Genomic DNA, 14,573 nt, shown 5'->3' on the forward strand with positions numbered 1-14,573 from the left:
CTCTCTGTTCAATACGTCGGCACCTAAGTAACCGTTACGCCTCATCTTCTTCCCGCAAGTGACAGAATTCGAGCAGTTGCTCATAAATTTGATGGGTATTAGCAGCAAAATGCAATTAGTGAGTGCCAGATAATGCGAATTGTGGCATATATGAGAGCAATATTGTCATGTCAGGGCGCTAGCATACCCACAAGATGACCAAATGCTGATCACCGAGCAGGGATAGCAAGGATAAATTAAAAATGAGAATTGTTTTTTTCCTTTATACCATTACGTTATTACTAGGATGTAGTTCCGGGGTAGATATTTCAATCCCGGAAAAATACGGTGAAACCACCGAATACAACAAGGGCTATCTGACCGGCAGCCTGAGTGCGACCACCGTCTGGCCATCATCGGGCGAAGGGCTGATGACCACCCTCTATATTCGTCAAAAAGGCCATGCTGATGTCATAACCCTTGTGAATAACAACGCTGACTCCGATTTCATTACGGATTCTCTTAAAGGCCAGCTTTTTTCGCTTCCATTACCAGCTGGTGAATACGAACTTTTCTGCATCGGGTTCAAAGGGAGCAACGGCTCAAAAACGATCACGTCTAAATCCAGGGATGACCTTGGCCTCGCCTTTTCGATTGAGCCGGGACGAGTCACCTACATCGGCCAGTTCATCACTTCTAGCCTGGTTGCGAAAAGTAAACTGTGGAATATCGAATATCCGAGTGGTTATGGGGTGATTACCTACAGCAGTGCCTACAAGCGTGACAAAGCGTTATTCGACGAACGCCATCCTGACCTTTATAACCTGGCATTCAGCCCTGAACCGCTTGCAGTAAAAAATACACGCCTGATTTCAACCCGCCCCGAGTAACCATCAGTACTGCATTCAAAGAGTGAGGCAATACGACCTCACTCCTTCTTCCCTAACAGCAACATAGAACGCCTTTACCTCTTGCCACGACTTTCAAGCACCCCGATTGAGCCAACTCGCACCAACTATCGCTAACTCGTAGCCCAAACCACAATGGCTATACTCAACATATAAGGCTGATGCGGGGAAAGTTATGGTGCTCTCAGATTATCTTCCGGTATTGCTTATGACAGGGTTTGTCTCCCTGCTTGCCCTGTTGATACTCACGGTTTCCTCGTTGATCCGTCCGCATGATCCCTACCCTGCCAAAAACCAGCCCTATGAGTGTGGTGTAGCGCCTATCGGTGATGCTGCTATCGGCCAGTTCAAGGTTCACTATTTTGTGATCGGTATTTTGTTCATCATCTTTGATGTCGAAACCTTGTTCCTGTTTCCCTGGGCTGTGGTGTTAAAAAGCATTGGCCTGTTCGGTTACATCGAAATGATGGTCTTTCTCTTTGTGCTGTTGGTCGGATTTATCTATGCCTGGGCTAAAGGAGCATTAGAATGGGAGTCTTAGACAACCGCTTTCCCAACAATCTGTTGTTTACCTCGGTCGATAACATCATCAACTGGAGCCGGAGCTCGGCGCTCTGGCCGGAAATGTTTGGTATCGCCTGCTGCGCTATCGAGATGATTGCAACAGGCTGCTCCCGATATGATCTCGACCGGTTCGGCGTTGTGTTCAGACCGTCACCCAGACAATCTGATGTGATGATCGTGGCCGGTACGGTCAACAAGAAGTTTGCCCCGATAGTTAAGCTTCTCTATGACCAGATGCCTGAGCCGCGTTGGGTAATCGCGATGGGATCCTGTGCTATCTCCGGCGGCGTCTATAACAACTATGCCGTCGTACAGGGCGTAGAACGCCTGATCCCGGTCGATGTGTATGTACCGGGTTGCCCCCCTCGCCCGGAAGCCCTGATGCAGGGTATCGTTATGTTGCAGGAGAAAATCAAACAAGGCCGGGTCTTGCGTCGGTTTGAACCCGAAACAGGCCAAGATATAACAAACCGAGATATAACAGACAAAAACATTACCGCTCAAACTGCTAACCCGCGAGATCTCGGAGGACTTAAATCATCATGAGCCGTTCGCTTAACGGCAATGCACTCTCCGAGCATATTGCCAATCTCCTGACGGATGCCAGCATGGAAGGAGTAACTCTCGACACCAGTTGTATCGATATGCCGACATTGGTGGTGCCGCCAAAAAAGCTCATCTCCCTGTGCCAGCAGCTTAAGCAAGATCCGCAGTTCAAATTCAACTTTCTCTCTGATATCGGTGGTGTCGATTTCCTAGACAGAGAACCACGGTTCGAAGTGGTCTACCACCTGTTTTCGATTGAACTCAACCATCGCATCCGGCTCAAGTGCCCGCTTAACGAAGGCGCAACAATCCCAACGGTCTCAAAGATATGGAGCTGTGCCGACTGGCATGAACGCGAAGCCTTTGACATGTTCGGCATCGTCTTTTCCGATCACCCGAACCTTAAGCGGATCTATATGGACGATGATTTCAAAGGCTTTCCGCTGCGAAAAGATTTCCCCGTCCGCGGCTACCAAGACGATTTAAATCCCTTTGGTGAGCCAGAGCCGGAAGGAGACAGCTAGGTGACCGCAATAACCCAACTCAACGCCGATGACGGCCTGACCAAAGATCTGCTGCTCAATCTCGGGCCTCAGCACCCGAGTACCCACGGCGTATTGCGAATACTGCTCGAAATGGAGGGCGAGCGTATCGTGAAAGCCGATCCCATTATCGGCTACCTGCATCGAGCCTTCGAGAAAATGGCCGAAGCCGGCACCTATACCCAAACCATCCCGCTTACCGACAGGCTCGATTACCTGTGTCAGGCATCCAACAATCTGGGCTTTGTCCGGGCAGTCGAAAGCCTGCTGGGCATAGAAGCCCCGGAACGAGCGCAATACATTCGGGTATTGATGGCTGAACTATCACGTATTTCCGGTCACCTGCTGATCACCGGCGCCCTGCCAATGGACCTGGGCGCTATGACCGCCCTGCTCTACACCATGCGTGAACGGGAAATGGTGATGGATCTGATGGAAATGGTTTCCGGTAGCCGGATGATGAGCAGCTATTGCCGAGTCGGTGGCGTTCGCGAAGATCTGCCAGACGGTTTCACCGACAGGACAGCAGAGTTTTGCCAAATTTTCAGCAAGCGAATTTCTGATTACGAGCAACTGCTCAGCAATAACCGGATGTTTGCCAAACGCACCAAAGGCATTGGCGTTATCAGTGCGGAAGATGCCATCGACTGGGGACTAAGCGGGCCTTGCCTGCGCGCCTCAGGCGTTGACTGGGATATTCGGCGCGATAAGCCCTATGAAATCTATGACCGGCTCGAATTCGACGTCATTGTCAGCCACAACGGCGATTGCTACGACCGCTGGTGGTGCCGGATGGAAGAGATGAAACAGAGCCTGAGAATGATCTCGCAATGTCTCGAGCAGATGCCCGAAGGCCGTTTTCAAATTGACGCCCCGGAGATTGCCTTTCCGAGTGACAAAACCGAAGTCAAAAAGTCGATGGAAGCACTGATCCACCAGTTCAAGCTGGCCGCCCACGGTATCGAGGTACCCAAAGGAGAATGGTACGAGGCCATCGAAGCCCCCAAAGGAGAACTGGGGTACTACATTATTAGTGACGACAGTGCGATCCCCTTCCGGGTCAAGGTGCGGGCTCCGTCATTTGTGAATCTTCAGGCGATGCAGCCAATGTGTAAAGACTGCTATCTGGCCGATCTGATAGCCATCGTCGGTAGCCTGGATCCTGTGATGGCCGAAGTCGACAAATAACAGGCAAATACGACCAAGTTGTGGGAGTTGCTGGCATGAATAGAGAACAATTCAAACACGAAGTTGAAGAAATCTGCCGTATCTATCCCATGCGTCATTCGGCACTGATGCCGGCACTCCATCTTGCCCAGCAAGAGTATGGCTACCTGAGCACCCAGATCATGCAGGATGTGGCCGATATTCTCGAACTCCCTCCGGTTCAGGTTTATGAAGTAGCCAGTTTCTACAGCCTCTACCACACCCGGCCAATCGGCAGTTGTCACCTTCAACTCTGCACCAATGTCTCCTGCATGCTTGCCAACGCCGAAAAGCTAATGAACGTGATCAAACAGACCTTGGCAATCGAGCAGGATCAAACCACGCCGGATGGTCGCTTTACCCTTTCAGCCGTTGAATGTCTGGGGGCCTGTGATAAAGCCCCCGTCATGCAGATAAATAATGCCCCCTATATTGAACAGTTAAACGAGACTGAACTTCGGCAACTACTGGAGCAACTCATAGAACACACCAAAGCGCCAACGGAATGGCACCAGTCCGAGGCTGATAAAACCATTAAGGTGCGAAATGTTTGAGCCTGTCCTTTTAAAAAATGCTGCCCGAGACAACGCCTGGCAGCTTGATGTCTATCAGGCCAATGGTGGCTACGAGGCCTGGCGCAAAGTGCTCAATAACTACAAACCCGCCGATGTGATCGGTCAGGTCAAAGCCTCCAATTTGCGAGGTCGTGGCGGAGCAGGTTTCCCGACCGGCCTGAAGTGGTCCTTTATTCCTGCTGACAGCCCCAGCCAGCGCTATCTGTGCTGCAATGCCGACGAAGGCGAACCCGGCACCTTCAAAGACAAGTTCCTGATGGAACAAGATCCACACCAGCTGCTTGAAGGGATGGCAATTGCTGCCTACGCTATCGGTGCCCACCGGGCCTATATTTACCTTCGCTATGAGTTTCGCCTCGCCCTTGAACGCCTTCAGCAAGCCATAGACTCGGCAAGAGAACAGGGATTATTGGGAACAAACATTCTCGGCTCCGATTTTGAGCTGGAGATTCATATCCATCGCAACGCCGGTGCCTATATCTGCGGCGAAGAAACGGCATTGCTAGAGTCACTCGAGGGCTATCGTGGCGAACCAAGGCTAAAGCCACCGTTTCCGGCCATCAAGGGGTATTGTGCCAGCCCGACGGTAGTCAATAATGTCGAAACCCTTGCCTGCATTCCAGCCATTTTCACCAAAGGCGCAGAATGGTTTGCCGCTATCGGGCCGGAGAAAAGCCCCGGCCCGAAGCTTTATTGCCTGAGCGGACAAGTCAGCAAGCCGGGCCTGTATGAACTGCCAATGGGTGTTTCCCTTCGCGAGCTGATTGAAGTCCATGGTGGAGGCTGCCGTAACGGTTACCAGTTGAAAGCGGTGATCCCCGGCGGTGTCTCTGCCCCGATGCTGCCAGCCGATCAGGTCGATATTGCCATGGATTTCGACACCCTGGCCGCTGCTGGCTCGATGCTGGGATCGGCAGGTGTCATCGTGATGGACAACAGTGCTTCTATCGTTGAGGTGACCAAACGAACAATGGAGTTTTTCAGTCATGAATCTTGCGGAAAATGCTCGCCCTGTCGCGAAGGGACCTTGTGGGCCGTAAAAATCTTGCGCCGCTTTGCTGACGGTACAGCAACACAAAATGACCTGTCTCAGCTTCATAGCCTGTGTGACAATATCGCCGGCAACTCATTCTGCGCTCTGGCCGACGGTGCAATCATGGCGTTGCGGGCTGCTCTGAAGCACTTTGAATCGGAGTTCACTGAGCGAATCAATGCCCGTGCTACCCTTAAATCAGAGGGCGGCATTGACCATGATTAAAGTGACGATTAACGGTGTATGCCATGAGTTTACACCGGGTATAACCATCCTGGAGGCGACACGGCAGCTAGGCCTCAACCTGCCTACATTCTGCAACCATCAGCTGCTAAAGCCTGTCGCCTCATGCCGTGTCTGCCTGGTCGAGATTGAAGGAGTCCCTCGTCTGCAACCATCCTGTGCCACCCTCATCACCGATGGCATGGTGGTCAATACAGACGGCGACAGGGCTACCCAGGCAAGGCAGTCAACTATCAAGTTGTTGCTTGCCAACCATCCGCTTGACTGCCCAATTTGCGACAAGGGTGGCGAGTGTGAACTGCAGGACACCGTGTTAGATCACGGTCCCCGTGTGAGCTACTTTGAGGAAAACAAACGCGTCTTTACCGACAAAGACCCTATCCTTAACAAAGTCATTATCGCCAACTCTAATCGCTGCATCCAATGCCAGCGTTGTGTCCGGGTGTGCGATGAAGTCGTCGGTGCCAGTGCCATCGGCGTGATCGGTCGCGGTGCCGATTGCATCGAAACCGGTTTTGACAATAACCTCAACAGCTGCGATCACTGCGGTAACTGTATCGAAGTCTGCCCTGTCGGGGCATTAATGAGAGTCGAATACCGCTACAAAGCCAGACCTTGGGATCTGATCACCACAGATACAATTTGCCCCCATTGCGGTACCGGCTGTCAGATCAGTGCCGAAACAAGAAACAAACAGCTTGTCAGGGTCAAAGCCAAACCCACCAGCGCCGTTAACAAGGAGTTACTCTGCACCAAAGGCCGGTTCGGTATCGATTTTGTTGATAAAGCCCCACAGATCACCCAACCTATGGTCCGGAAAAATAACGATTTACAGGCAGTCTCTTGGAATGAGGCATTAGCCGCCCTCAAAGAAAATCTACAGCCTCTTATCCAACGAGGAGCCAGTGCAGCCGGTGTTATCTCTGCCCGGATGACCAACGAAGTACTATTTCGGTTTCATCAATTTATCAACAAGGTCTTTGCCAGCGAGCAGATTTACTGCGGCAACGATATCTACCGGCACGACTTTCAGCCCGGTTACCAGCACGCGTTAAACAGCTTGATCAACCAGAGTTATACCAACAAGCCGGTTTCTGAGCTCTTTAACAGCGATTGCATTTTCGTACTTGGCTGCAATATCGGGGAACAGAACCCTGTTTCCGAGTATCTGCTCCGAAGTAATTTTACTCACCAGCCATTTACCCTGCTGCTTGCTTCAACGCGTCAAAGCCGCTTGGATTTACTGGCCAAGACCTATCTACGCTATCCACCGGGCCACGAGTTAGCCTTGCTACAACAACTGATCCTGCAGCTGAAAAACGTTCAACGGGTAGAAAATGATCAACCAACAGAAAACCGGGATACTGACACACAAGGCATAGATGGACTACAGCCTGTATCACCAGAGCTAAAAGACATCAGCGAGAAACTGGCGTCCACCAGCAGTATCAGCTTACTTATTGGTTCCGATCTGCTTACCGGAGAAAATACAACGGCTACTGTTCATAACTTGGTACAGCTTATCAAGGTACTGCAGCAAATAACGCCAGACGTGTCGCTCCAGTTCTTGTTCCAGCATTGTAATGGACTGGGGGCGTTAGATATCGCATCTAATTGGCCGGGACCAACACAAGCACTAGCAACCTCTCCGGCATTTCCCGATATTCTCTATGTCGTTGATCAGGAACTACCACTAACTAAACCTCAGCTGATGATTTATCAGGGCGCATTTGTGAACTCGACGATGGAAATGGCCGATATAGTTCTGCCGGGGTTTAGTTTTGCCGAAACCGACGGCACCTTCACCAATAATGAAGGCCGTATTCAGCGTGTTCGCCCTTTCGACTCCACGACTAAAGGCGGCACTAACAAAATCGGCGACCGCATCAACAGCAATAGCGCAAAGTATGACGCCGAGATTTTTTCTCTCGTTGCACACTGCCTCGAACAAGGCGAGCTGGGAAGCTCGGAGCCACAACGCATCTTTGATGAGATAAGCCAGCAGCTTTCCGCTTATCAAGGACTAGATTGGGACCAGCTAGACAGCGACCTTGCTTTTCGAAATTCTGTCCCTGCTCATCCAATCAAGCATCAAGTCAGTCACCAATTCAGTCATCAGGACGGTGAAGCTTTTGTGCAGCCTTCTCCCCTTACCGAGAAAGAACGCGAGCTTGTTTCGGACATAACACCAGAGTCCGAAGCACAAGATGATAATAGCCAGCCATTTTTACTATTGACCGCTTCCAGTTTGTATCACTCCAAAGACCCCATTGCCGCCTCCTCTCAGCTTGATGATATTGAGACAGAGGCCTGGATTGAGATCCACGAGCACGATGCCAGCAAGCTCAGAGTCAGCCAAAATGAGCCGTTGCTTGTTCACTACCAGACTCAATATCTTGATGCACCATCTAGCTCTGGGCAGAGCCTGTTAAATAAATCTCTGATACTGCCAGCCCGTATTACTCGCCGGGCAACAAAAAGTACCCTGGTAATCAGCGGCGATCTGACCAAACTGCCCAATGATTTAGCTATGTCGCCAACGCCTACTCCCTGCCTCGCCAGTGTATACAGGGAGTAGTGAATGGAATTCTTGCTGGTTTTTCTCGTCATGCTAGCCAAGGTCATTGTGCTGACAATAATTTTGTTTATCCTGCCGGTGCCACTAACCTGGATGGAACGCAAGGTTGCAGGCCACATTCAGCAGCGCCTTGGACCAATGCGCACTGGCTGGCATGGACTATTACAACCCATCGCCGATGGGATCAAACTGCTAACCAAGGAAGATATCATTCCGGATCAGGCTGACCGCTTTTTGTTTAAACTCGCGCCACTTCTCTCTCTGGTGCCACCATTTGCAGTCTTTGTGGCGATCCCCTTCGGTGAGCCCATCACCATTTTTGATACCCAAATCGACCTCCATCTGTCTGATATGAATGTCGCTTTGTTATACATCCTTGGGGTGGGTGGACTGGAAATTTACGGCGTTATCTTTGGCGGCTGGGCGTCGAACAACAAATACGCCCTGCTCGGCAGTTTTCGTACCTGCGCCCAGATGATCAGCTATGCCGTGCCGATGGGGTTTGCGGTAATAGGGGTGATAATGCTGGCTGAATCGATGAACCTTAGCCAAATCGTCATCGCGCAGGAAAATGTCTGGAATGTCGTGACGCAACCGATCGGCTTTATTGTCTTTTTTATTGCCGGACTGGCTGAGGCACAACGTATCCCCTTCGATCTTGCCGAGGCCGAAGGCGATTTGGTTGCAGGCTATCATACCGAATACAGCGGAGTACGTTTCACCTTCTTCATGACCAGTGAATATATCGTCATGCTCACCATTTCTGTTCTCTGCGTACTGCTGTTCTTTGGAGGCTGGAACGGGATATTGCTTCCGCTGCCACCGGTGATCTGGTTTTTGCTCAAAGTCTTTTTCTTCGTCTATCTGATCATGTGGATCCGGTTTACCTTCCCCCGTTATCGCTATGATCAGCTGATGACCATCGGCTGGAAAGTGCTGTTACCTCTCTCACTGCTGAATATCATGATAACCGGACTGTTTTTCACCTAGCTGATAAGCATATACACAAGCTACCTCAAGATGCAGGATTCAGTGTGAGACCAGCGTGTTCAGGTAGTTTGGGTGTATCAACTAAACTAAGGATAACAAGAGCCGGATCCCGGAGCTGTCAGAGTGAATATTAAGCGCTGGTTTGGTTGGACCCTGTTTACCGACATCAGAGACGGGATGCGCCTGACCCTGCGCTATATGCTCTCCAAAGGGGTTACGATGCAATACCCGGACAAAGAAAAATGGGTGCCCTATCCCAGACACCGGGGCCACCCCTACCTGCGCAAAGATAAACAGGGCGAAATCAAATGTGTCGGCTGTGAACTGTGCGCCAATATTTGCCCCAGCGAGTGCATCACTGTGATCCCCTACGAAGACAGCCAGGGCAAGCGCCGACCACAAATCTTTGAGCTGGATAGTCGCCGCTGCATGTACTGCGGACTGTGTGAAGATGTCTGCCCGGAAGAAGCCATCGCCCTTGGCAGTCACCTCGAATACTCCACCCTTGATAGCAATGACATGGTTCTCAACAAAGAACAGCTCTTGAACCTGCCGGGTAAAAACAAAGAAGGCGGTATGATAGTCCCTGCCACATTAAAAGCAGGCGCACAGGTCGTTGCCGTACCGCCTGACTCAGAAAAAGAACCAAAAGAACAAGAAGCGAAAAACCAAGAACTCAGTGTACAAAAACCCAAAACACAAGATCCCGATACACAAGGTCCAAAAACACGAGGTAAAGACTGGTGGCAGGCAATCCACCGTCATTAGAACACTAAACCGACTTTCCCTGACAAAGCTTCATCATGAAGCAACAAGAACAAGAGGGTACAGATGCCGGGCATAGAGACACTTTTCTTCTTATTATTTGCATCATTGACGGTTATCTTTGCCGTACTGGTCGTGATCGCTAAAAACCCGGTACATGCAGCGCTCTCGCTGATGGCCTGCTTTGTTCAGATAGCTGCCTTGTATGTCCTTCTGCGCGCTCCATTCATTGCTGCAATTCAGATATTTGTCTACGTCGGCACCATCATGGTGCTGTTTGTGTTCGTCATGATGATGCTGGATATCCGCAAGGCCACCAGCGAACCCTACCTGCCAGCAAGCCTTTGGATGCTAATACTTTTTCCTGTTTTGCTCGGAGCATTACTGATCATAGGGTTAAATCTTGGCGACAACTTTGACCCTATCAGCCAAACCGACCAGATCCAGCTACAAAACACCACCGCCGAACTCGGTCTGACCCTATTCAATGACTTCTTACTACCGTTTGAGGTGGTATCGGTAATTTTGTTAGTGGCGCTTGTTGGCGCCATTTTACTGGCTCAGAAAAGGAAACGATGATGGTGCCGCTCTCTTGGTATCTTAGCCTCAGTGCGCTGCTCTTTGTGATAGGGCTATGTGGTGTATTGTTACGACGTAACATACTTATCATATTGATGAGCCTGGAGCTGATGCTAAATGCCGTGATCCTTAACTTCGTTGCGTTCTCATTTTATTTACAAGACTTGAGAGGGCAAATTATGGCTATATTTATTATCGCTATCACCGCTGCGGAAGTGGCTGTGGCGCTGGCAATTGTGATCGCACTGACCCGCAACCGAGCAACCTTGCGGGCTGATGATATTAACTCGATGAAAGGCTGACCAAGGTTCGTGCTATGGATCCAGAAATATCAGTCATCCCCCTGATCACAATCCTGGTGCCCCTTGCGGCAGCACTGGCTATTATTGCTAGCCGCTCTCGTCCCAACATGAAACACGTTATTTCTATTCTGGCTGCAGGCAGCAACTGCGTACTGGTGCTCTCTATGGCACCGCTGATCTTACAGGGCTACACGATTCAACTCCCCCTGTTTACCGTCCTGCCCGGTATTGAGTTTGGATTTAGGGTCGACTCGCTCGGCATGATCTTCGCCAGCGTTTCATCACTGCTCTGGGTCGCTGCGGCAATCTACTCCATCGGCTATATGCGCAGCCTTAACGAAAAATCCCAGAGCCGATTCTTTGCCTGCTTCGCAACCAGCCTGGCCGCCGCTATTGGCGGGGCTTTTTCTGCCAACCTGTTCACCCTGGTGATCTTTTACGAGGTATTAAGCCTTGTCACTTACCCCCTGGTCTATCACAAGGAAAATGCAAACTCCTGGCTCGGCAGCAAGAAGTATCTGGTGTATCTCGTCGGTGCATCAAAAACCTTTCTGCTGGCCGCTCTGGCGCTGACCTTTGCAGTAACAGGTAGCTTGAACTTTGACTCCGGAGGCATATTTAACGAGATAAACGCCAGTCCGCTACTGCTGACGGTTATCTACTTCTGTTTTCTGGCCGGATTCGCCAAGGCCGCCATTATGCCCCTTCATATCTGGTTACCGTCTGCCATGGTTGCACCAACGCCGGTCAGTGCCTTGTTACATGCGGTCGCCGTGGTAAAAATGGGGGTATTCTGTGTATTGCGGGTTGTGTTTGATGTCTTCGGGCAAGATACCCTGCAGCGGCTGGACTTGGGCATTGCCACCGCGTATCTGGTTTCCTTTACCATCATCATGGCATCTGTCTACGCCCTGACCCAGGATGATCTCAAGGCACGTCTGGCCTACTCTACCGTTAGCCAGCTCTCCTACATTATCTTAGGCGCTGTGTTGTTAACTCCCGCCTCAACCCTTGGCGGCTTGCTTCACATCGCCAGCCATGGTGTATCTAAAATTACGCTGTTCTTCTGTGCAGGTTCTCTCTACTGTGCCGCACGAAAAACTAAGATCAGTGAACTGGCCGGTATTGGCAGACAGCTACCATGGACCATGACGGCCTTCTTCATTGCCTCTCTGGGTATGATAGGAATACCGCCTGCGTCAGGCTTTATCAGTAAGTGGTATTTGCTCACGGGGACCATCGAAGCCGAACAGCTGGTATTTCTCGGGGTCTTGCTGGCTAGCTCGCTACTGAATGCCGCCTATTTTTTACCTATCAGCTATAAGGCGTTTTTTGAATCGCGGCCTCCTCTATCGAGCCATGCGGATAACACTGGACATATTCCATCCAGCTCAATGTCTTCTGAAGCGATATCATCCCAAGCTATGTCATCCGGAGCGAGAGAAATCCCGCTGGTTACCATTCCGCTAGTTATTACTGCTCTGCTGTCACTGGCACTTGGCGTTTATCCGGACTACTTCCTTGCATTGGCACGGGGGGTACAGGGATGATCAAGCGTTCGGTTTGTATCGCGCTACTTTTACTGGCAGCCGTTGCCGTGGTTGTCGCGGACTCTCTAGCTCCTCGCCACGACGTTCATTTTTTCTGGGACAATTTTCCGGGCTGGTCAGCCCTGTATGGTTTCATCTCCTGTATCGCCATTATCTTTATCTCCAAGTTTCTCGGTCATCAGTTTGGTTTGATGCATAGAATCGACTACTACGAGAACAATGACTCACACAAAGCAGACAAGAAGAAGGAGAAAAACAGCCAGAGTGAAATAAACAGTCACGGCGAAACGGCGAAGACAAGCCAACAGCCTCCTGCTGCCAAGGATGCAAAAGGAGGGGATGAATGACTAGTTGGTTTCATCCCGGAGTCATCTTTTTTGTAGCCGCGGCCCTTTTGCCGCTAGTCAGTTTGCTCCCGGCTGGTCAATCTAAACAGAAGAAAAGTCACCCGCTGATCCAAACGATCCAGCAAGTCATTCTTATCGCCGCGCCGCTTGTTGCCGTTACTGTTACTCTGAACGCCATCTTCGGCAATACCGTCCCTACCGGTGACTATTGGCGATTTGATTTTATCAGCACTCCCATCACGCTCGGTGTTGTCGATAAGCTCAGCCTGATGTTCAGCTGTATCTTCACCCTGATGGCACTCATAGGTGCCGTCTACGCACTCCATGTCCGCAATACTGCCGAACACAGCGCAGCATTTCTCTATATCGGCAGCGCCCTTGGTGTCATCTTTGCCGGTGATTACCTGTCCTTGTTCCTGTTCTGGGAGCTGATGGCATTTTCCTCGTCCTATCTGATCTTTGCCTCAGGCACGACGCAATCAAAAGCCGCAGGTCATCGCTACTTGCTGGTACACATTGCAGGCGGGCTTTGCCTGTTGGCCGGCATATTGCTTCATTACCATGAAAGCGGATCTATGGTCTTTACCATCATGGACCACACTCACAGTGTCGGTTTTTACCTCATCATGACTGGCTTTATCCTCAACGCCGCGGTACCGCCGCTCAATGCCTGGTTAACCGATGCTTACCCCGAGGCCACCATCACCGGGGCCGTATTTATGTGCGCCTTCACCACCAAGACAGCAATCTATGTGTTACTCAGGGGGTTTCCCGGTACCGAACTTCTTATCTGGCTGGGCACTATCATGGCGGTCTATGGTGTGATTTATGCCGTGCTGGAAAATGACTGTCGACGACTACTCGCCTACCATATCATCAGCCAGGTTGGCTATATGGTTGCTGCCGTCGGCATAGGCAGTGAGTTGGCGTTCAACGGTGCTGCTGCCCACGCCTTTGCCCACATCCTCTACAAAGGGCTGCTTTTCATGGGAGCCGGTGCCGTTATCTATATGACGGGGAAACGTAAGCTCACCGAGCTGGACGGGCTGTATAAAGCCATGCCTGTAACACTTTGCCTGTATATGATTGGCGCACTGTCGATTTCTGCCTTTCCTTTCTTTAGTGGCTTTGTCAGCAAGTCACTGGTTATTGCAGCCGCCGAACAGGACCATATGGCAATCGTCACCCTGATGCTGCTGCTCGCCTCGTCCGGTACTTTCCTGCATACCGGTCTGAAGCTGCCCTACTATATGTTTTATGGCAAAGACAGTTCACTAAATGACTCACCGATAAAGCGCCAAGAGCCGCCACTTAATATGCTGATAGCTATGAGCCTCGCGGCAGTTGCTTGTATCACCATCGGCGTATTTCCCCAGTTGCTCTATCAACTGCTTCCTTATCCTGTCGACTTCGATCCATACACACCCGTTCATATCACGACCACGCTTAGCATATTGATATTCACCGCGCTGGGTTTCGCGGTTTTTCTCAGGCATCTGGATCCAGAAGATACTATCAGCCTGGATACCGACTGGTATTACCGAAAGGGGGCGGCTGTCTTTATGTGGATAGCAAACCATCCACTCAGTCGCTATGAGCAATGGATGAGCAAAGCAAGCCTCGGGCTACTGTCAGCCGCCCAATATCTTGCCAAACAAGGATTGCGGTTCGACAAAGGACTGATTGATGCCACCGTTAATGGTATCGCCAACCTAACCCGTCGCAGTGGTCAACGACTTCGGCAGTTACAGTCTGGCATCATCAACCACTACGCCCTTGCCATGGTGGTTGGCGTAGTTGCGGTCATCACCTTTGGCGCGGTTGTTTTCGATGTTTACCTGCAATTCTTCGAATGGTTGAGGTAAT

Annotated in this window: 15 protein-coding genes; all 15 read left to right on the top strand. The window is 50.8% G+C overall.

Translation table 11 applies throughout. The features are described from left to right. Window positions 1-242 precede the first annotated feature (242 nt). The 15 genes from EIZ48_RS16515 to EIZ48_RS16585 all read left to right on the top strand — a co-directional run bounded on the left by EIZ48_RS16515 (window position 243) and on the right by EIZ48_RS16585 (window position 14,572). Entirely contained in the window at window positions 243-869 is a 627-nt protein-coding gene (locus tag EIZ48_RS16515; protein WP_160653649.1) for a hypothetical protein, read from the top strand. Between the two features lie 193 nt (window positions 870-1,062). Next, a complete protein-coding gene (locus EIZ48_RS16520; RefSeq protein WP_160653651.1) occupies window positions 1,063-1,428 on the top strand; it encodes an NADH-quinone oxidoreductase subunit A in 366 nt (121 codons plus the stop codon). Continuing rightward, a complete protein-coding gene (locus tag EIZ48_RS16525) occupies window positions 1,416-1,997 on the top strand; it encodes an NADH-quinone oxidoreductase subunit B (RefSeq protein WP_160653654.1) in 582 nt (193 codons plus the stop codon). Before EIZ48_RS16520 ends, EIZ48_RS16525 begins: the two co-directional genes overlap by 13 nt. After that, complete coding sequence (locus EIZ48_RS16530; RefSeq protein ID WP_205298597.1) at window positions 1,994-2,521, top strand: NADH-quinone oxidoreductase subunit C; 528 nt, start codon at window positions 1,994-1,996, stop codon at window positions 2,519-2,521. The genes EIZ48_RS16525 and EIZ48_RS16530 overlap by 4 nt, the downstream gene beginning before the upstream one ends. Next, window positions 2,522-3,727 (top strand): NADH dehydrogenase (quinone) subunit D, encoded by a 1,206-nt coding sequence (nuoD, locus tag EIZ48_RS16535; RefSeq protein WP_160653657.1) that lies wholly within the window; start codon window positions 2,522-2,524, stop codon window positions 3,725-3,727. A 35-nt stretch (window positions 3,728-3,762) separates the two neighbouring features. Beyond that, a complete protein-coding gene (locus EIZ48_RS16540; protein WP_160653660.1) occupies window positions 3,763-4,299 on the top strand; it encodes an NADH-quinone oxidoreductase subunit NuoE family protein in 537 nt (178 codons plus the stop codon). Continuing rightward, window positions 4,292-5,578: an NADH-quinone oxidoreductase subunit NuoF gene (nuoF, locus tag EIZ48_RS16545; RefSeq protein ID WP_160653662.1), complete on the top strand. Its 1,287-nt coding sequence runs from the start codon at window positions 4,292-4,294 to the stop codon at window positions 5,576-5,578. The genes EIZ48_RS16540 and nuoF overlap by 8 nt, the downstream gene beginning before the upstream one ends. Further along, window positions 5,571-8,174 (top strand): molybdopterin-dependent oxidoreductase, encoded by a 2,604-nt coding sequence (locus EIZ48_RS16550; RefSeq protein WP_160653665.1) that lies wholly within the window; start codon window positions 5,571-5,573, stop codon window positions 8,172-8,174. The genes nuoF and EIZ48_RS16550 overlap by 8 nt, the downstream gene beginning before the upstream one ends. A 3-nt stretch (window positions 8,175-8,177) precedes the next feature. Next, window positions 8,178-9,164: an NADH-quinone oxidoreductase subunit NuoH gene (gene nuoH, locus EIZ48_RS16555; protein ID WP_075767234.1), complete on the top strand. Its 987-nt coding sequence runs from the start codon at window positions 8,178-8,180 to the stop codon at window positions 9,162-9,164. A gap of 123 nt (window positions 9,165-9,287) precedes the next feature. Beyond that, window positions 9,288-9,932, top strand: coding sequence for a 4Fe-4S dicluster domain-containing protein (locus tag EIZ48_RS16560; RefSeq protein ID WP_205298598.1), 645 nt, complete (start codon window positions 9,288-9,290; stop codon window positions 9,930-9,932). Between the two features lie 63 nt (window positions 9,933-9,995). After that, entirely contained in the window at window positions 9,996-10,508 is a 513-nt protein-coding gene (locus EIZ48_RS16565) for an NADH-quinone oxidoreductase subunit J (protein ID WP_192928605.1), read from the top strand. Then, window positions 10,505-10,810, top strand: coding sequence for an NADH-quinone oxidoreductase subunit NuoK (nuoK, locus tag EIZ48_RS16570; protein ID WP_275690377.1), 306 nt, complete (start codon window positions 10,505-10,507; stop codon window positions 10,808-10,810). Before EIZ48_RS16565 ends, nuoK begins: the two co-directional genes overlap by 4 nt. 14 nt (window positions 10,811-10,824) lie before the next feature. After that, window positions 10,825-12,360, top strand: coding sequence for a monovalent cation/H+ antiporter subunit D family protein (locus tag EIZ48_RS16575; protein ID WP_160653668.1), 1,536 nt, complete (start codon window positions 10,825-10,827; stop codon window positions 12,358-12,360). Continuing rightward, window positions 12,357-12,707, top strand: coding sequence for a hypothetical protein (locus EIZ48_RS29085; RefSeq protein ID WP_192928606.1), 351 nt, complete (start codon window positions 12,357-12,359; stop codon window positions 12,705-12,707). Before EIZ48_RS16575 ends, EIZ48_RS29085 begins: the two co-directional genes overlap by 4 nt. Then, a complete protein-coding gene (locus EIZ48_RS16585; protein WP_160653671.1) occupies window positions 12,704-14,572 on the top strand; it encodes a Na(+)/H(+) antiporter subunit D in 1,869 nt (622 codons plus the stop codon). The genes EIZ48_RS29085 and EIZ48_RS16585 overlap by 4 nt, the downstream gene beginning before the upstream one ends. Window position 14,573 lies beyond the last annotated feature (1 nt).

Source organism: Photobacterium alginatilyticum, from assembly GCF_009910675.1.
Lineage (GTDB): Bacteria > Pseudomonadota > Gammaproteobacteria > Enterobacterales > Vibrionaceae > Photobacterium > Photobacterium alginatilyticum.